Origin of the sequence: Acinetobacter legionensis, from assembly GCF_048551735.1 — a bacterium.
In the GTDB taxonomy this organism is placed as follows: domain Bacteria; phylum Pseudomonadota; class Gammaproteobacteria; order Pseudomonadales; family Moraxellaceae; genus Acinetobacter.
Window position 1 is genome coordinate 329,221 of the sequence record NZ_JBIMBV010000001.1, and the last position, 19,341, is coordinate 348,561.

General features: G+C 39.7%; 17 protein-coding genes. 10 read left to right on the top strand and 7 right to left on the bottom strand.

The features are described 5' to 3' along the window. Nucleotides 1-16: 16 nt before the first annotated feature. The 6 genes from ACG9ZL_RS01575 to ACG9ZL_RS01600 all read right to left on the bottom strand — a co-directional run bounded on the left by ACG9ZL_RS01575 (nucleotide 17) and on the right by ACG9ZL_RS01600 (nucleotide 8,378). The gene (locus ACG9ZL_RS01575; RefSeq protein WP_419358829.1) at nucleotides 17-2,008 is read right to left on the bottom strand and encodes a MacB family efflux pump subunit; all 1,992 of its coding nucleotides are present in this window, start codon (nucleotides 2,006-2,008) and stop codon (nucleotides 17-19) included. 2 nt (nucleotides 2,009-2,010) lie between these two features. After that, on the bottom strand, nucleotides 2,011-3,375 hold the full coding sequence (locus ACG9ZL_RS01580) for a MacA family efflux pump subunit (RefSeq protein WP_336953544.1): 1,365 nt from the start codon (nucleotides 3,373-3,375) through the stop codon (nucleotides 2,011-2,013). Nucleotides 3,376-3,487: 112 nt separating this feature from the next. After that, nucleotides 3,488-4,480 carry a DNA polymerase III subunit delta gene (gene holA, locus ACG9ZL_RS01585; RefSeq protein WP_336953545.1) on the bottom strand — a complete coding sequence of 331 codons (993 nt, stop codon included), beginning with the start codon at nucleotides 4,478-4,480 and terminating at the stop codon, nucleotides 3,488-3,490. Between the two features lie 4 nt (nucleotides 4,481-4,484). Then, nucleotides 4,485-5,018: an LPS-assembly lipoprotein LptE gene (locus ACG9ZL_RS01590; RefSeq protein ID WP_336953546.1), complete on the bottom strand. Its 534-nt coding sequence runs from the start codon at nucleotides 5,016-5,018 to the stop codon at nucleotides 4,485-4,487. Between the two features lie 212 nt (nucleotides 5,019-5,230). Next, nucleotides 5,231-7,867, bottom strand: coding sequence for a leucine--tRNA ligase (gene leuS / locus ACG9ZL_RS01595; RefSeq protein ID WP_419327671.1), 2,637 nt, complete (start codon nucleotides 7,865-7,867; stop codon nucleotides 5,231-5,233). Between the two features lie 115 nt (nucleotides 7,868-7,982). Beyond that, nucleotides 7,983-8,378: a DUF4124 domain-containing protein gene (locus ACG9ZL_RS01600; protein ID WP_336953548.1), complete on the bottom strand. Its 396-nt coding sequence runs from the start codon at nucleotides 8,376-8,378 to the stop codon at nucleotides 7,983-7,985. A 575-nt stretch (nucleotides 8,379-8,953) separates the two neighbouring features. Here ACG9ZL_RS01600 and ACG9ZL_RS01605 point away from each other — a divergent pair. The 5 genes from ACG9ZL_RS01605 to ACG9ZL_RS01625 all read left to right on the top strand — a co-directional run bounded on the left by ACG9ZL_RS01605 (nucleotide 8,954) and on the right by ACG9ZL_RS01625 (nucleotide 14,214). Further along, nucleotides 8,954-10,681 (top strand): acetolactate synthase 3 large subunit, encoded by a 1,728-nt coding sequence (locus ACG9ZL_RS01605; RefSeq protein WP_336953549.1) that lies wholly within the window; start codon nucleotides 8,954-8,956, stop codon nucleotides 10,679-10,681. Further along, a complete protein-coding gene (gene ilvN / locus ACG9ZL_RS01610) occupies nucleotides 10,678-11,169 on the top strand; it encodes an acetolactate synthase small subunit (RefSeq protein ID WP_004725868.1) in 492 nt (163 codons plus the stop codon). The genes ACG9ZL_RS01605 and ilvN overlap by 4 nt, the downstream gene beginning before the upstream one ends. Before the next feature lie 149 nt (nucleotides 11,170-11,318). Continuing rightward, nucleotides 11,319-12,335, top strand: coding sequence for a ketol-acid reductoisomerase (gene ilvC, locus ACG9ZL_RS01615; RefSeq protein WP_004725869.1), 1,017 nt, complete (start codon nucleotides 11,319-11,321; stop codon nucleotides 12,333-12,335). A 55-nt stretch (nucleotides 12,336-12,390) separates the two neighbouring features. Next, nucleotides 12,391-13,314, top strand: a complete 924-nt coding sequence (locus ACG9ZL_RS01620; RefSeq protein ID WP_336953550.1) for a hypothetical protein — start codon at nucleotides 12,391-12,393, stop codon at nucleotides 13,312-13,314. Nucleotides 13,315-13,383: 69 nt separating this feature from the next. Continuing rightward, complete coding sequence (locus ACG9ZL_RS01625) at nucleotides 13,384-14,214, top strand: XAC2610-related protein (RefSeq protein ID WP_419358832.1); 831 nt, start codon at nucleotides 13,384-13,386, stop codon at nucleotides 14,212-14,214. Nucleotides 14,215-14,323: 109 nt separating this feature from the next. On the opposite strand, the gene ACG9ZL_RS01630 is transcribed toward ACG9ZL_RS01625, so the two are convergent. After that, complete coding sequence (locus tag ACG9ZL_RS01630) at nucleotides 14,324-14,854, bottom strand: SEL1-like repeat protein (protein WP_336953552.1); 531 nt, start codon at nucleotides 14,852-14,854, stop codon at nucleotides 14,324-14,326. Nucleotides 14,855-14,994: 140 nt separating this feature from the next. Between ACG9ZL_RS01630 and ACG9ZL_RS01635 the strand changes: the two genes are divergently transcribed. The 5 genes from ACG9ZL_RS01635 (at nucleotide 14,995) to rlmN (ending at nucleotide 19,281) form a co-directional block, all read left to right on the top strand. Next, a complete protein-coding gene (locus ACG9ZL_RS01635; RefSeq protein ID WP_336953553.1) occupies nucleotides 14,995-16,281 on the top strand; it encodes a glycosyltransferase family 4 protein in 1,287 nt (428 codons plus the stop codon). A gap of 31 nt (nucleotides 16,282-16,312) precedes the next feature. Next, a complete protein-coding gene (locus tag ACG9ZL_RS01640) occupies nucleotides 16,313-16,864 on the top strand; it encodes a phosphatase PAP2 family protein (protein ID WP_004725875.1) in 552 nt (183 codons plus the stop codon). Nucleotides 16,865-17,082: 218 nt separating this feature from the next. Beyond that, nucleotides 17,083-17,283, top strand: coding sequence for a Fe-S cluster assembly protein IscX (gene iscX, locus ACG9ZL_RS01645; protein ID WP_004725877.1), 201 nt, complete (start codon nucleotides 17,083-17,085; stop codon nucleotides 17,281-17,283). A 143-nt stretch (nucleotides 17,284-17,426) separates the two neighbouring features. Beyond that, nucleotides 17,427-17,858: a nucleoside-diphosphate kinase gene (ndk, locus tag ACG9ZL_RS01650; protein WP_004725878.1), complete on the top strand. Its 432-nt coding sequence runs from the start codon at nucleotides 17,427-17,429 to the stop codon at nucleotides 17,856-17,858. A 178-nt stretch (nucleotides 17,859-18,036) separates the two neighbouring features. Continuing rightward, complete coding sequence (gene rlmN / locus ACG9ZL_RS01655; protein ID WP_419358834.1) at nucleotides 18,037-19,281, top strand: dual-specificity RNA methyltransferase RlmN; 1,245 nt, start codon at nucleotides 18,037-18,039, stop codon at nucleotides 19,279-19,281. The last annotated feature ends 60 nt before the right edge of the window (nucleotides 19,282-19,341 follow it).

Consider the following 19,341-nt stretch of genomic DNA (forward strand, 5'->3'; position numbering starts at 1 on the left):
TTTCCTTATTCTTCGGTTATTCACGCGAAAGTGCATCAACAGGATTGAGCTGTGCTGCATTGCGAGCTGGGATAAATCCAAATACCACACCAATCAAGGTTGAACATACAAATGCCGCAATGATAGAGGTGCTTGAATACGCCATTTGAAAACTGCCTTTGGCAATATGTCCAATTAACTGTCCAATGCCTAAAGAGAGCAGAACCCCTAAGATACCGCCCAAAATACACACCAAAACAGCTTCGATCAGGAACTGTTGCAGAATGTCACTTTGCCGAGCACCTACAGCCATACGCACACCGATTTCTTGGGTACGCTCGGTCACCGACACCAACATGATGTTCATTACCCCAATACCACCGACAACCAAGGAAATCACCGCAATGGCTGAAACCAATAAAGTCATGGTTTGAGTGGTCTGTTCAATGGTTTGACGAATACTGTCAGAGTTTTGAGTAAAGACATCCTGTGCGCCATGACGTTGTTCCAACAAGCTTAAAATGGCATTTTCAGCAACCGCAGTTGGATATTCATCTTTAATACGCACGATGATGCTACGGACATTGGATTGTCCTAACATTCGGCTCATGACAGTTGAATAAGGCAGATAAACATTGAGACTGTCTGAGTTGCCCATAAAGCCTTGCTGTGCATCAATCACACCAATGATTCGACTCGGAACACTACCCAATAACAGCACTTGGCCTACTGGATTGGTGCCATCTGCAAAGAAAGTCTTTTCAGTATTGGCATCAATCACCACATCCTGCGCTCGCCCAGTGATACTGTTTTTATCAAAAGCTTGCCCAGATTTAAAGGTCATACCACGCACATAGAAGAAATCAGCACTGACACCATTGACGGTTGCAGAAGCTTCGGTGTCTTTAAAACGCGCTGTTACGCTACTATTGACTGTTGGGCTGACTGCTTCGACATAAGGTTGCTCTGAGAGTGCTTCAGCATCTGCTGGAACCAAGGTTTTAAACTGTGCTGTTTTCGAGTTATCACCAAAGCCACGTCCTTGAAAGACGGTAATGGTATTGGTGCCTAAACTGCTGATGTTATCAAGAATCTGCTTTTGTGAGCCATTGCCTAAAGCCACCACCGAAACCACAGATGCAATCCCGATAATAATACCCAGCATGGTTAAAAAGGTACGCATACGGTGGGCATTCATTGCCAGCAAAGCCATACGGAAGGCTTCTGCAAAACGATCTAATGCAGAGCGCCATTTGGATGATTTTTTACGATTCGATTTAGGTTCCGGATCAGCAACAACATCAATCTCATCATCATGTTCGGGAACATTTGGCTTATCCGCGATGATGTTACCATCACTGATTTCAATGATACGTGTCGCATTTTTTGCCACATTCATATCATGGGTAACCAGAATAATAGTATGACCTTTGGCATTGAGTTCACGCAAAATACGCATAACCTCAACACCACTGTGCTTGTCTAGTGCACCAGTTGGTTCATCCGCAAGGATGACATCACCACCATTCATCAATGCACGGGCAATTGAAACACGCTGTTGTTGTCCACCCGAAAGCTGATTTGGACGGTTTTCAGTTTTTTCACCGAGTCCTAAGTCAGTCAAGATTTCATGTGAACGCTTTTGACGCACACTCGGGTCCATACCAGCATAAATCGCTGGGACTTCAACGTTTCCTGCGGCATTTAAATCACCCAATAAGTGATAGCGCTGGAAAATAAAGCCAAAATATTCACGGCGTAATTGCGCAAGTTCGTCAGGTTCAAGTTGACCTGTTTCACGACCATTGACTTGATAACTACCTGATGTGGGTTGATCCAGACAGCCCAAGATATTCATCAATGTCGATTTACCCGAACCAGATTGCCCAACAATAGCAACCAGTTCACCAGGGTAAATTTTAAGGTTAATACTCTTTAAAATCTGAATAGTGGATTCACCCGCAGGGAACTCACGAATCAGATTACTGACCTCAAGTAGAGGTTTGATCTGATGATTGTTCTGATCCATGCTTAGAGTCTCATTGGGCCACTGTTTTTATTGCTTCGTTTTGCAGAGTCATTAGATGTATCTGAACCATCTGCTAGTACAACTTGATCACCTTCATTGAGACCACGTAGTACTTGGGCGGTTACACGGTTATTTAAACCAATTAAAACTTGTTTACGTTGAGCACTACCATCCGCCTGTAAAACGCGAACAATCGAAACCGAAGCTTTACCTTCTTCAATCAAAGTCTTTTCATCTGCTGTGAGTTCAAGGCGTTCTGGGCGATCAGCTGTATTTTGTCCATTTTTATTTGCTTGACCTTGAGGCGCAGATGCTGAACGAGTTGAATTTGCACCAGATGCACCTTTTGCGGATTTATTGGCACGTTGTGGACGGTTTGAAGACTGTAATGCCGCAGCAGGAACAGTCAGTGCATTTTTGGCTTCAGCAAGAATGATATACACCTGTGCGGTCATATCAATTCGGAGTTTACCGTCATCGTTTGGCACATCGAATAGGGCATTATAATAAATTGCTGTACTTGTTGATGATGAAGATGAATTGCTTGATGTTTCAGTGTTAATTGATTCTGGTGCTGGCTCTACTTGACGCAGTGTTGCATAGCGTTTTTTCTCACTATCCCCCAGTGTGGTGAAATAAACTTTTTGACCTTCTTGAACTTTCATGACATCTGCTTCAGACACTTGTGCTTTGATGGTCATGGTGTCCAATTTTGCAAGTTTCACAATCGTCGGTGCACTTTGGTTGGCGTTTACCGTTTGACCTTCCTCGGTCACAATGGCTACCACTGTGCCATCCATAGGTGCAACAATACGGGTATAACCTAAGTTTTCTTGTGATGTTGCAAGTGTAAGTTTGGATTGTTCAATTTGTGCATCCATCGAAGCAATATCAGCTTGTGCTGTTTTAAATGCCGCTAAGGCACTGTCATAATCTGCTTTAGACGTTGCATCTTGTGCATACATATTTTTTTGGCGGTTATATTCTGCCTCAGCTTTGGCTAAAGTCGCTTGTTTGGTTGTCAGTTGGGCCTGTTGATTTTTAATATTTGCTTCAGCCGTTTTTAAGTCATTGCTTTGACGCACTGAATCAATTTGTGCAATTAATTGACCTTGTTTAACTTGATCACCCAGCTTGACGTACATTTTTTTGACTTGACCTGAAACCTGGGCACCAACGCTCACCATCTTGGTTGCTTCTAAATCACCTGTTGCAAGAACCGCATCTTCAATATCACCACGTGTAACTTCTGAGGTGATATACTGAGGTTGTGTATTTTTAGGCTTTAACACGTACCATGCGATCGCTGCAATGATGGCAAGACAGACCGCTATAAGAATGGCTTTGGCTGGTTTTATTTTTGGCATAGCGATAATTTGGGCTGAGAGAAAAATTGATCAAATTATAATGAGGAAATAAGGATAAAGCGTGAATTTTTTAAAATAAATCGAAATGAGAATTATTCTGTATAATATTTGCCTAAGCATTGATAAATAAAGTTTTTCCACATAGTTCAGCAATACATTGTTGAATGATATGTTCTGGACTTTCTTTGCTGAGTCCTTTGATTGCAGCATCTACACGCAATAACAGTTGTGGCCAAGTTAAAAATGAATGTGGATTTAAGCGTCTAAGTGCTTGTTGATACAAAGAAATCTTGGTTTTCCAAATACCGAGCTGTAAGGCATTTTGTGGTTGTTCATACAACTGCATCAAAAGACGCATTTCTTTACTAATTGTCCATAAAATTAAACTGTTGGGTTCGCCTGACTCCACAAGATATTGGAAAATTTTAATTGACAGCGCCAAGTTTCCAGCAATCAACGCATCACTTAAATCAAATGTACTATAGCGTGATTGATCCTGTAGACATTCTTGTAAATGTTCAATTTCAATCTGCTTTTGATCAGGGAAGGTATCTGCAACACGCATCAGACTATTTTTTGCAGCCAATAGATTGTGTTCATGGTGCTGTTCAAGCCAAATCCAGGCATCTTGATTTAACTGGACACCAAGTTGATCTGCTTCGATTGACAATATTCGTTGGCGGTCTTGTGGGTAATTAGCGGTTAAAGCAACCACAACACCATTGGCCTCAACTGTTTGAAAGAAGCTTGACTTTAGGTTGCTCGAGTCTTGTTTAGGCATAATGATCACAAGTAGGTTGTGTTCATTATGCTGAATATAGTGTTTAAGTTGTTTGAGTCCATTGGCATCAGGTTTGATATTGCCATGGACTTCAAGTGCAAGATTTTGAGAAAATAAAGATAAGCTATTCAAAGCATTAAAGACATTTTTCCAGTCGGAAACGCTATTGAGATCATAGCGTTGTCTTTCTACTTCATGTTTTGCCCAGCTTTTTCTTAAAGCATCCAGTAGGTTTTGTTCTAAAAGTGGTTCTTGACCATGTAAAACCCAGACACCTCGCGCTTCATCAACACGTTTAAGGGCTTGTAAATAGTCAAGTTTCATAGAGTTATTGCGCTACAGGTTGGGTCGAAAGAGTACGTGCTTTAGGTAAGCGATTGGCTGCAATTTGACGCGACATTTGTTGTGCAATGTCATCAATCAAAATTTGGCTGAGATATTTATATTGTTGATCATCTGTGTTGACCGTTGCAACATCATATTGATAACTACGAGATGCATTTAAGGTCCGAGGTTCAGTAATCGGATTCCCTTGTTTATCTTCAATCTGGAAAGTAACACTTAGACGGAGTAGTGTTTCCACCAATTTACCATTTAACTCATGACGAACAGGCTTGTAGTCTAATACTCGTAATATATAAGCGTCACTTGAATTACTCAGTTGGACACCTGTTGCAGTTAAATAAACACTGAGTTTCTTCTCAAGATCTTCAGTATTTGCAGGCAATACTAGTTGTAATTTGGTGTAAACCAAAGGTGTTGCTTGGGCATTGGTGCCCTTTAAATGAAAGCCACAACCTACTAAGCCCGCACTTAGACCCAAAGTTAATACAACTGCAGCAACACGTTGAACTAAATGCATGCTTTGTCCTCATGAAATTCCATTGGATATGGAATATTTAATCTTTATAAATTCACGCCATTTTAGAATCAAAGCCCGTTGAATGACAACGGGCTTTGTTTGGGTTTTGTTTATTCTACTAAAGTCCCTTCTCCCTTAGGGAGAAGGTTAGGATGAGGGGAATGACCTCTCCCTAACCCACTCCTAGAAGGAGAGGGGATTTAAGCAGGAAATTAAACCACCAAATTCACAAGTTTATTTGGAACCACAATTTCTTTCTTGGTTGGACCCGTTAAGAATTGTTGAACCTCAGGTAATGCTTTAGCCAATGCCAATAATTCATCTTTCGATGCATCGACAGAGACTTCTAACTTGCCACGAAGCTTACCATTGACTTGAACTACGATCGTTTGTGTATTACGTGTTAATGCAGACTCATCAACCGTAGGGAACAGTACCGAAGTTAAATCGATATCGAACTCAGTCAATAAGGTCTGACTTAAGTGTGGTGCAAATGGTGCAAGTAAAGTTAATAAAGTGGTAATCGCTTCACGTGCTACAGCAACATCGTTGTCATCTTTTGCTTCAAACTTATTGCTGGCATTGAGTAGTTCCATCAAAGCTGCAATCGCAGTATTGAACGCATGACGACGTTCGATGTCATCACCCACTTTTTGAATCGTTTCATGAGTTTTACGACGTAGGTCTTGTGCTTCAGTGGAAAGTGTCGAAGCATCAATTGCTGTTGCATGGTTGCCTTTTTCAAGGAAGCCTGCAACTAAACGCCATACACGTTTTAAGAAACGGTTTGCACCTTCGACACCCGCATCAGACCATTCTAAAGATTGATCTGGTGGTGCAGCAAACATCATAAATACACGTGCAGTATCTGCGCCGTATTGGTCAATAATCGCTTGTGGGTCGATACCGTTATTTTTCGATTTCGACATTTTCTCTTGGCCACCAACCACAACGTCTTGACCATCACCTGAATATTTAGCAGAAAGTACACGACCTTTCTCGTCTTTTTCTAACTCAATATCCGCAGGATTAAACCAAGTTTTTTTGCCACTTTCCGCTTCACGATAGAAGGTATCCGCTAAAACCATACCTTGAGTCAGTAAGTTGGTAAATGGTTCATTGCCTTGTACCACACCCTCATCACGCATAAGTTTATGGAAGAAACGAGCATAAAGTAAATGTAGGATGGCATGCTCTACACCACCAATATATTGGTTTACAGGCAACCAAGATTTTGCAGCTTCAGGTTTAACTAAACCACCTGTGAAATCAGGAGAAGCATAACGCGCATAATACCAAGATGATTCTACAAAGGTATCCAAAGTATCGGTTTCACGACGTGCATCACCACCACAGCTTGGGCATTTTGTTTGATAGAATTCAGGCATTTTATTTAAAGGGTTGCCTGAACCATCTGGAACCACATCTGTTGGAAGAACAACAGGCAGTTGATCTTCTGGAACAGTAACTTGACCACACTTGTCACAGTTGATCATCGGAATTGGACAACCCCAGTAACGTTGACGAGAAACACCCCAGTCACGTAAACGGAATTGAACTTTAGCGCTGGCAAGACCTTGTGGTTCTAATTTGCTCAAAAATGCATCAAAAGCAGCTTGGAAGTCTAAGCCGTCAAATTCAGCTGAATTGACCAATTTACCTTCTTTAGAACCGTACCATTCTTGCCATTCAGAGGCAGAATATTCGGCATCATCTGAGCCTTTAGCATCAATGACTTGTTTGATTGGTAAGTTGAATTTATTGGCAAACTCAAAATCACGTTCATCATGTGCAGGAACGGCCATTACCGCGCCTGAACCATATGACATCAATACATAGTTTGCGATCCAAACAGGGATATCTTGACCTGTAACAGGGTGTTTAACTGATAAACCTGTTGCCATGCCTTTTTTCTCAGCAGTCGCAAGATCCGCTTCTGCAACAGAACCCATACGGCATTCTTCAATAAAGGCAGCAAGTTCTGGCTTGCCTGCCTCAGATTGAATCGCAGCAGCTTTGAGCGCTAGAGGGTGTTCAGCTGCAACCGCAACATATGTTACCCCCATCAAGGTATCGGCACGTGTGGTATAAACCGTTAAACCATCTGCATAAACTTCAGGATTTGCCGACGGGAAGGTTATGTCCATACCCGTTGAACGACCAATCCAATTGCGTTGCATGGTTAAAACTTGTTGTGGCCAACCGTCTTTTAATGTATCTAAATCGTCTAATAATTCTTGTGCATAATCGGTAATACGGAAGTAATACATTGGAATATCACGTTTTTCTACCAATGCACCTGAACGCCAACCACGTCCATTTTCAACTTGTTCATTTGCAAGAACAGTTTGGTCTACAGGATCCCAGTTTACTGTAGACAGCTTGCGATAAATCAAGCCTTTTTTATAGAGCTGTACAAATAACCATTGTTCCCAGTGGTAATACTCTGGTGTACAGGTGGCAAATTCGCGATCCCAGTCGACAGATAGACCAAGTTTCTTCAATTGATCGCGCATATATGCAATGTTTTCAAAGGTCCACTTTGCTGGCGCAACTTGATGGGCAATCGCTGCATTTTCAGCAGGTAAGCCGAAAGCATCCCAACCCATCGGTTGTAGCACAGTTTCACCTTTGAGACGGTGAAAACGGCTGATCACATCACCAATAGTATAATTACGCACATGACCCATATGCAGTTTGCCGCTTGGGTAAGGGAACATCGAGAGGATATAACGACGTGGACCTTCTACAGTGTCGGCAACTTTAAACGATTTGCGATCTTCCCAGTCTTTTTGGACTTGAGGCTCAATCGCATTTGCTTGATATTCAGGGTCAATATGAGTAGTCATAAATGTATTTGAGAATAATGGTTAAAAAACTGTGCACACAGCATAGCGCAAAATCCATCAAAAAGTGAATTTTGCGCGCTTTTAAATCTGAAAAACTTGTGATTTTACTTTTAATTTAATTATTGACTGGGGCAACACTAATAGGTGTATTTTGCCCATTTTGTGGTGCGACATTGGGCTGTTGTATATTCGGTGGGTTAACCACTGGTGCAGGAGTTACAGGTTGTGTACCTTGTGGTTGCCCATTTTGTGGCTGATTTTGGGGTGTATGCGGCTGAGTTGTTGGCGTTGGGTTGGTGGGTGTCGAATCTCCGTGATAGCCATAAGTATTCACCTTGCTTTGACTACGCGCATTCTTCGGCGGCGGTGTGGTGGTGTAATGGGTAGAGCCTTTGCTGTCTACCCATTTATAATACTGTTTTGCATGACTGGCGCTGACCCCAATCACAGAGAATAAGACAAAAATTGTCGATACAAAAGCTGTGTGTGCAAAGCGTTGACGTTGTTTCATTTTATAAAACCTTTGAGTCATTTTTTATTCAGATAAAAACGAAAAATCATTCTGCTATCTAATATACATCGGATTGTTTTCGCTTGATCTGGGTATTTTAGAAATCGTATTTATTTTATACAGAAAAATAAAATTTTAAATAATTCTTTTGCAATTTTATTGGTTTATAAGTCTTTGAAAATTTTATTTATAAGACAACCAAAAAAAAGGAATAGTTTTAAAAATAAACGCTTGGTAAATAAACAATAAAAAGCCTGATAGAAACCTTGACTTTGTTCGCTAAAACTACAAAAATGCTTGCTTTAGTTTCAGATGTTTTTTTCGATCACCCTTCGAGTAAAAATATCAAAGCAAGCAATAACATTTTCTCTAAGCCGAGAAAATGACTCTACCGAAGCATGTTTATCCCAACATATTTCAGTGATTCATACAGCTCAAACAGCTGCGTGACGATTTATTTTTTTATTGCTGCAAAAACTAGTAAATATGTGTGCTATAACAGAGCGCACAATCAATGAATGAAACACAGTCTGTGTCTCCCATAGCGCTGTGGAATAAAGATTAGGGTGAATACGTTGGAACTTTTATCTGGTGGTGAAATGCTCGTTCGTGCATTGGCGGACGAAGGCGTTGAACATGTTTTTGGATATCCAGGCGGCGCAGTATTACATATTTATGATGCGCTATTTAAACAAGATAAAATCAATCATTACCTCGTACGTCATGAGCAAGCTGCTGGTCATATGGCAGATGCTTACTCACGTGTGACTGGTAAAACAGGTGTAGTACTGGTCACTTCTGGACCTGGCGCAACCAACACTGTAACACCAATCGCTACAGCTTATATGGACTCAATCCCAATGGTGATTTTGTCTGGACAGGTTGCCAGCCATCTTATTGGTGAAGATGCATTCCAAGAAACAGATATGGTCGGTATTTCTCGTCCGATTGTAAAACATAGTTTCCAAGTGCGTCATGCAAGTGAAATTCCTGCCGTTATTAAAAAAGCATTTTATATTGCTGCTTCAGGTCGTCCGGGTCCTGTTGTGGTTGATATTCCGAAGGATGTTACTAATCCTGTCGACAAATTTGCTTATGAATATCCTGAAAAAGTGAAGATGCGCTCTTATCAGCCACCTCACCGAGGTCATTCTGGTCAAATTCGTAAAGCTATTGATGAGCTTATTAATGCCAAACGCCCTGTGATTTATACGGGTGGTGGTGTTGTTCAGGGCAATGCTTCTGCATTACTGACTGAATTGGCGCATTTGTTGAATTACCCAGTGACCAATACGCTGATGGGTTTGGGTGCATTCCCTGGCGATGATGAGCAATTCTTGGGTATGTTGGGTATGCATGGTACATATGAAGCCAATATGAGTATGCATAATGCTGATGTTATCTTGGCGATCGGTGCGCGTTTTGATGACCGTGTAACCAATAATCCAGCGAAGTTTTGTACCAACGCAAAAGTGATTCATATTGATATCGACCCAGCGACGATTTCAAAAACCATTATGGCGCATATCCCAATCGTGGGTGCGGTAGAGCCAGTACTTCAAGAGATGTTGGTTCAATTGAAACAAATGAATGTTTCTAAACCAAACCCTGAAGAAATCTCGGCATGGTGGTCACAAATCAATGAATGGCGCAAAGTACATGGTTTGCGTTATGCGCCAGGTGAAAATGGCGTGATGAAACCACAACAAGTGGTTGAAGTATTAGACAAAGTAACCAATGGTGAAGCGATCATTACTTCTGATGTTGGTCAGCATCAAATGTTTGGTGCGATGTATTACAAATACAAACGTCCACGTCAATGGATCAACTCAGGTGGTCTAGGCACAATGGGTGTGGGTTTACCTTATGCCATGGCTGCGAAACTTGCATTTCCAGATCAACAAGTGGTGTGTATCACTGGTGAAGCATCGATTCAGATGTGTATCCAAGAACTTTCTACATGTAAGCAATATGGCTTAAATGTGAAAATTCTCTGCTTGAATAACCGTGCTTTGGGTATGGTGAAACAATGGCAAGATATGAACTATGAAGGACGTCATTCAAGTTCTTATGTTGAGTCATTACCAGATTTTCCAAAATTGATGGAAGCCTACGGTCATGTAGGTATCCAGATTGACCATGCGGATGAGCTTGAATCTAAGCTTAGAGAAGCAATGGCGATTAACGATAAATGTGTATTCATTAACGTGATGGTTGATCGTACCGAGCATGTATATCCAATGCTTATCGCAGGTCAATCTATGCAAGATATGTGGTTGTCTAAAGGGGAGCGTACTGAATGAGACATATTATTTCTGTACTCGTTGAAAACGAAGCTGGTGCGCTTTCTCGTTTAGTGGGGTTGTTCTCTCAACGTGGTTATAACATTGAAACTTTAAATGTCGCACCAACTGAAGATCCAACCATGTCACGTTTGACATTAACTACTTATGGTGATGACCATAAAATTGAGCAAATCACCAAACAGCTGAATAAATTGGTTGAAGTGGTTAAAGTGGTTGATTTATCAGAGGGCGCGCACATTGAGCGTGAGCTGATGCTGATTAAAGTTAAAGCCTTGGGTTCTGCACGTGCTGAAATTAAACGCACAGCGGATATCTTTCGTGCTCAAGTGGTTGATGTTACACCAACGACTTATACCATTCAGATTGCGGGTACAACTGAAAAAATTGATGGCTTTATTGATGCACTTGCAGAAAACACAATTTTAGAAGTTGTTCGTTCTGGTGTATCAGGTATTGCTCGTGGTGAAAAAGTTCTTTCACTTTAGTTGCACCCCAACCAGTAATTAATTATTTGATTTTTTATTCCCTCATGTATAACCTCTCCTCGCAATAGGAGAGGGACTTAGACTAGAAGATTCAAAACAATAATCTTCAGGATAGGAAGAGGAAACACAGCATTTTAGCGGAGACAGCAATGCAAATTTTTTATGATAAAGACTGCGACTTATCTATCATCCAAGGTAAAAAAGTAGCGATCATTGGTTATGGTTCACAAGGTCATGCTCATGCGCAAAACCTTCAAGACTCAGGTGTAGACGTTACTGTTGGTTTACGTGCTGGTTCTACTTCTTGGAAAAAAGCTGAAAATGCAGGCCTTAAAGTTGCTGAAGTTCCAGCTGCTGTTGCTCAAGCTGATTTAGTGATGATCTTGACACCAGATGAGTTTCAATCACAGCTTTATCGTGACGTGATTGAACCAAACATCAAAGAAGGTGCGACTTTAGCATTTGCACATGGTTTCGCTGTTCTTTATAACCAAGTTGTGCCACGTAAAGATTTAGACGTGATCATGGTTGCACCTAAAGCACCAGGTCATACTGTACGTTCAGAATTCCAACGTGGTTCAGGTGTACCTGATTTAATCGCGATTCATCAAGATGCTTCTGGTAATGCACGTAACGTTGCACTTTCTTACGCTTCAGGTGTAGGTGGTGGTCGTACAGGTATTATCGAAACTTCATTCCGTGAAGAAACTGAAACTGACTTATTTGGTGAGCAAGCAGTACTTTGTGGTGGTGCTGTTGAATTGGTTAAAATGGGTTATGAAACGCTTGTTGAAGCGGGTTATGCACCTGAAATGGCTTATTTCGAGTGCTTGCACGAACTTAAATTAATCGTTGATTTAATGTTTGAAGGCGGTATTGCAGACATGAACTATTCAGTATCTAACAATGCTGAATATGGTGAATATGTGACTGGCGTTGAAGTTATCAACGAGCAATCACGTGAAGCGATGCGTAATGCACTTAAACGTATCCAATCAGGTGAATATGCGAAGATGTTCATCCAAGAAGGTGCATTGAACTATCCATCTATGACAGCTCGTCGCCGTCAAAACGCAGCTCACGGTATTGAAGTGACTGGCGGTAAATTACGCGCGATGATGCCTTGGATTCAAGCTAACAAAATCGTAGATAAAGAGAAAAACTAATTTCTTAGTTAACTGATTCTATGTTATAAAACCCTTGCGTAAGCGAGGGTTTTTTATGGATTTAATAAGTTTAGCCTTAACAATAATATTTGGTGTTATAAGTATCTTTTTGGCTTGGAAAGCTATTTTTAGAACAAAAATTCAATTAATTACAGAAAGCTCTACTCTGTTGGCTAATTTAAGTAAAGCATCATCAGAACTAATTGTTTTTTATAAAAATGATGATGTTTCGAACGATCTCATCTTAGTAACTGGTTTTTTAATAAACTCAGGCAATAATGATATTAATAAAACGGATTTTGAAAAACCAATAATATTATCTTTACCTGATAATGGACTATGGCATGCTTTTAATATTCGTGCAAAAACAGAAGATATGGAGGTGGGGTATACTTTTGAAAGTAATAAATTGTTATTGGATTTAGGACTTTGGAAAAAAGAAGAGGGGTTTTATTTTGATGCACTAATTTCGATTAAAGATGGTGATGATTTAAAAGATAAAATTTTTGATGAAATTGAAATTAAAACTAGAATTCATAATTTTTATAAAGTAGATAAAAAAAATAACTTACCGAATAATTCTGAAGGGAAAAGAGGTAAGAAAAAAATTTTAATCGCAATAATCTCGAACATATTTCTTTTAGTATATATGGGAGTTGGTATAGCTATGTATTGTGATGGAGTGAGAGGAGGATATATTTATAATTTTTATAATGATAAAAATGAATTGTTAGATTTGGATATGAAGGACTCTAAGGTAATAGTAATAAACAAAAATACAAAGAAAGAAATAGAGAATGTTGAAGGTTTTTATAAAATGAAGCCGAGAGTATATAATAAAGAAAAAGTTGTAGATAAGTACATGGGTATTATATTATCTTTGGCAAGTTTTAGCATTTTATGCTGGCTTAATTATAAAATTTGGAGTGATTATCGAATGAATAAGAGGGTTAGAAAAATAAAAAAACTAATAAAATAGTGCTAATTCTCCCAAATTTTTTGTGATAAATTACACATTATTGATTATGGTTAAACGTGGTATTCAAGCATGAAATCTAAACTTCTCATCGCAATGACGACTTTGTCTATTTCATGCTTTAGTTTTGCTGAAACGCAGTCCACTTCGACCAACACTGCGCTAAAACCGTTGAGTGGCGTACGCGTATCGATGCAACGTATGCTCAAGTCGAGTGAAGGTCGATACTTTATGAACCTTTATGCGGGGGTTGCTCATCCGCATGGTGTGTTGACCGATTTAATGGATGGTACAACAACAGATTTTAAAGGGACACAAAAAGCTGATCAGTTGGATTTAAAGTCGATCACTGCTGATTCAGATTCTTCTGCAAATGGTAGTGATCAATTAACTGGTTTATTGAATGCAAATACAGGCGTGTTTAAAGCAGCATTGTTAAAGAAACCAAATACTGCTTGGCAGTCGATACAATTTGAGCCTGCTTTTAAAGTCACCAATAAACCCGTTTTTATCTTTAAATTTTATGGTCAGGATGATGCTAATAGTCCTTATGGAAAAACCTTAAAACGTGTTGATGTATTAAATAAAACTAACAATACAGTGGTACAGAGCTTGTCAGGTTTTAGCGGTTATCCAAACAGTATTGGCTATATGGATATTAATTTTGATGGTTATTATGATGTCATTGTGTCGGACTTGTCACAAGGTCGCACAGTTGATGATAAACGCTATATTTACTGGATGTACAATCCGAAAACACAGCAATTTCAACGTTCTCCGCAACTGGAAAAAATTGTTGGTTTCCCAAGTTTACATGGTGAAAAACAACAAATTGATTTTGGTAATGGACAGCTTTATCAAGTTCAGAATGGTTTGTTAAATCGTATTGCTATACAAAACTGATTTTGTTGTTACAAGCACAATGATAGATTTTACAAGGCTAAGTTTTAAAGCGAGGCTTAGTGAAATCCATATTTGTTATTGGATTTGAATAAATATTTGAACTAAGTTTTTAATTCAATTTTGTCGCGTTGTTGAGTTGCTGGATATATTTCACAATCATTTGTTTTTCTGATTCTCCTCCTTTTTTAGTTGCATAGTGCTTTAAGGCCTGTGGGCAATATTGTTGCGCTTTTTGATAATTATAAACTCGATCTTCTGGTTCAGCGTAGGCATGGCATAGATGGAAAGTAGATTCAGTTTGTCCTAAGTCCGATGCTGTATGCCAAAGTGTTAGTGCTCTTTGACGATTTTGGGTTACACCAAATCCATAAAATAATAAAAAGCCTAGATTATTCATGCTGTCAATTTGGAGCTGATTAAATTTTGCATTTACGGGTCTAATTTGAATTGTTTTCGCCCATTGGGTGGCGGCTAAGGAAAATTCTTGATTTCTATAATGGCACGTCCCTGTAAAGAAGTGTTGTGTTATGGAAGACTCTTGCTTAAGTTGTAAAGTGCTGATCGAACAGTCTTCTTTTGCAAAGCAATTTGTAGTCAATAAAATGCTGGAAAGCATTGCTGTATATACATAAATTTTCATGAGTTTTACTTTTCAAGTGTGTAATATTCTAAGGAGTAAGCTGAGTACATGTCATATTGTAAAAGAAACGTCACGAAATAATCATTAAAATGTCAAAAACTTAGCCTAATCTATTCAAAAATGAAGAGATTAGGTATCGTATGAATAAACCGTACGCGAACACCTTGCAATTTAAACAACAAGATTTTCCCGATAACTTTAAATTTTATTTTAATCCAAACAAGAAAAAAATCGATACGAATAAAGACCAGCTTATTCGTGACTTATCCCGACCTCGACTAAAAATTGCAATCGTGACTGAAACATGGCCACCAGAAATCAATGGTGTTGCTTTGTCTTTAATGCAACTGTGTAAAGGCTTACAAAACCAAGGCCATAAAATATTACTAATTCGCCCTGCACAAAAGACCCAATGTCAAGACTTTAGCCCAAATAAAGAGTGTTTGGTGACTGGGCAATCAATTCCGAAATATCCAGACATGAAGTTTGGCTGGCCCCAATTTCTAAAAGTCTCTCAAGCGATTTCAGCATTTTCACCTGATGTGGTGCATATCGTGACTGAAGGGCCTTTAGGCTTTACTGCGCTGCATGCGGCAAAGACACGACGAATTCCGGTATCAAGTGGTTTTCATTCACAATTCCAAGAATTTAGCCGTTTCTTTGATTTAGCATTCTTGGTCAAACCAATTCAAAGTTATTTGAGATGGTTCCATAACGCAACGCAACTGACCTGTGTGCCAAGCCGTGATACAGAACAAGCATTACGTGAGTTTGGTGTGACCTGTCCATTGGTTGTGGTCGGGCGAGGAATTGATACTGAACGGTTTTCATCACAACGCTACTCCGAACAGTTGAGACAACAGTGGGGTGCAGATGAAGACACCACAGTCTTGATCTATGTTGGGCGTTTGTCTTCTGAAAAAGAAGTCAATGTGGTAATTGATGCCTATTCTGAACTGCGACAACAAGCACAACGAAAAGTAAAGTTGGTGCTGGTAGGGCATGGTCCAGATCGTGGTCGTTTAGAAAAAATGCCCGGTGCTGAACATGTGATTTTTATGGGCAGTCTAACTGGCACACAACTTGCTGAAGCCTATGCGAGTGCAAATGTTTTTGTTTTTGCAAGTCAAGTAGAAACCTTTGGGAATGTCGTTATCGAAGCGATGGCGAGTGGTTTACCGATTATTGCTTATGACTATGCCTGTGCTCAACTTCATGGCAGACATGCACAGAATGGCTGGTTATGTCCAATTGGAGACATCAAGCAATTCACTCAACATGTATTAGATATTCCAGATAACAGCACACTCAAACGTTTCGGGCAACAAGCGATGCATGATGTGCAAAGCATCGGATGGCAACATCCCGTACAACAATTCGAAGAAGCACTATACCAGGTAACGCAGTATGCAAAACGACTGACCTAGTTCATCTCAAATAATGAGAGGAGAGTGGAAAATGAATTTTAAAAATACCAAAATAAAAATGCTCGATCTCGACCTTAGAGGTTGTTTATATCTCAATAATTTATCGCATACCCAAAGTATTGCGACGTTCTTTAAAACTGTGAGCCGTTTGGGAGATGGTCCTTTCTGGTGCGCAATGTTGGTTCTGATTTGGCTACAAAAAAGCTGGATCTATGGTCTGCAACTTCTTTATGTCGTTGTTATGGGACTTTTAGGAACAGGAATTTATAAGTTCTTAAAGCATAAAACAGTGCGACCACGACCTTATCAAGTTCATCAAGTCATTATTCTGGGTGAACGACCATTGGATCATTTTAGCTTTCCGTCAGGTCATACGTTACATGCGGTCATGGTCACAATTGTGTTTGGTTATATTCAGCCAGTGATGTTGTTCATTATGATGCCTTTTACCATTCTTGTGGCGTTATCGCGGATGGTTTTAGGTCTGCATTATCCAAGCGATGTCATTGTTGGCGCACTGATTGGTGCAAGTGTCGCGAGTTTGATTGTGTTAAGCGCACCATATTTAGGAGTGATGTTATGATGGTTTACTTACTGCTGGTCTGTAATTTTATTTTTAAAGAATCTGATGATTTTGATCATCAAGGTTTTAACTTTGAATAACTGACTCAATTCAATCCGTCTTGTAAATTAAACGCTTGAATCCGTGGTGAATCTTGTAAATGTCTAGAATGATTTATTTCTGAATGAATTGAGATTTGATACAGTAGCAGAATTAAATTGAGCAAAGGAAGACCTGATATGGGCTTACGTTGGACAGATACAATTGATATCGCAATTGAACTCAGTGAAGCGCATCCAGATGTGGATCCACAATGGGTGCGTTTTACCGATATGCATGCATGGATTTGTGCATTGCCAGAATTTAGTGATGATCCAACCAAATCGACTGAAGGTCTGCTAGAAGCCATTCAAATGGCATGGATTGATGAAGCGAATTAATGGCTTGAGATGTTGCTGAATGATGCTAAACGTCACAGCGCATCGAAAAATCCAAATTTTTTACAGATTAAAAGCAGAAAATTGTTCATTATTCGGTATAATGCGCCCAAATTTTCGTGTCAATTTGACTAAAGGAGCCACTCATGGCTATTGAACGTACTTTATCTATCGTAAAACCAGATGCAGTTGCTAAAAACCACATTGGTGACATCTTTGCTCGTTTCGAAAAAGCTGGTCTTAAAATCGTTGCGACTAAAATGAAACACCTTTCTAAAGCAGAAGCTGAAGGTTTCTATGCTGAGCATAAAGAACGTGGTTTCTTTGGTGACCTTGTTGCATTCATGACTTCTGGTCCTGTTGTAGTATCTGTTCTTGAAGGTGAAAACGCAGTTCTTGCTCATCGTGAAATTCTTGGTGCTACAAACCCTAAAGAAGCTGCTCCTGGTACAATCCGTGCAGATTTCGCTGTAAGCATCGATGAAAATGCTGCGCATGGTTCTGACTCAGTTGCATCTGCTGACCGTGAAGTAAATTACTTCTTCGCTCAAACTGAAGTTTGCCCACGTACTCGTTAATTCGACGTATCTAGGGTCTTTTTTTCTACACGAATAAATCTCCGATTTATGAATTGATAACAGACCCGAAACCAGATAGGTGATATACTACTTGTCTGGTTTTTTTATTTTTGTTGCTTTATTTGGCTAAATATTGGTCAATATGTTTTATTACTACGGCATGATTTAGGTAATCCCCATGAATTCTGAAGTTGTCGCTTCATCGTTAAATCTAGATGAACAGCAGCCTGCATCATCAAAATCTGCACAGGCTGATCGTATTCAGACTGCAAATGTGCAGAAAGTGAATTTACTTGGCATGTCACGTCCGCAATTGGAAAAATTCTTCGAAGAAATCGGCGAGAAAAAATTCCGTGCTGGGCAGGTAATGAAATGGATGCATCAATTTTTTATCACTGATTTTGCTGAAATGACCAATATTTCAGGAAAGTTGCGTGAAAAACTAGAAAGAATTTGTGAAATCAAAGCGCCGGAAGTAGTGCATCGTAACTATTCGAAAGATGGAACCCGTAAGTGGGTATTCCGTGTTGGTGATGGTGCGGGCTCTTTGGTTGAAACGGTATTGATTCCGGCAGAAGATAAAACAGGTTTACGTAAAACACTGTGTATTTCATCACAAGTGGGCTGTGCTTTAGATTGCTCATTTTGTTCAACTGGAAAACAAGGTTTTCAGCGTGATTTAACCCCTGACGAGATCATTGGACAGTTATGGGTGGCCAACTATTCTTATATGGAAGAAGTACCTGTTGCTGAACGTGAGCGCTCGGTAACCAATGTGGTGATGATGGGAATGGGTGAGCCATTACTCAATTATGACGCTGTATTGAGCTCAATGAATATCATGTTAGATGATTTCGCTTACGGAATGTCTAAACGTCGAGTTACATTATCAACCTCAGGTGTTGTACCCAAAATTGACCAATTGGCACAAGATATAGATGTGGCTCTGGCGATTTCTTTACATGCGCCAAATGATGAATTACGTAATGAATTGGTGCCGATTAATAAAAAATATCCATTAGCACAATTAATTGCTGCATGTCAGCGCTATATTGCCAAAGATGGTAATGAAAGTTCTCGTAAACATGTCACCATTGAATATGTAATGTTGGAGGGTGTGAATGATCATCCTGAACATGCACAACAAATGATTAAGTTACTGAAAAACTTACCAAGTAAAATTAATTTAATTCCATTCAATGCGTTTCCGCATGCGCCATATGGCCGTTCAAGTCGAAATCGTATTATTTCTTTCCAAAAAACTTTGTCTGATGCAGGTTTTGTGTGTACGATTCGTCAGACACGTGGTGATGATATTGATGCGGCGTGTGGGCAGTTGGTCGGGCAAGTGGCAGATCGTACCCGTCGTGCAGAGCAGTGGAAAAAGAAAGTTGCTGAACGTGGTGAGATTATCCGTTCATAAGCTTAAAGATTTGTAGGCATACATTTATATCAACAAATAAGCAGGGGCTGACTTTGAGAA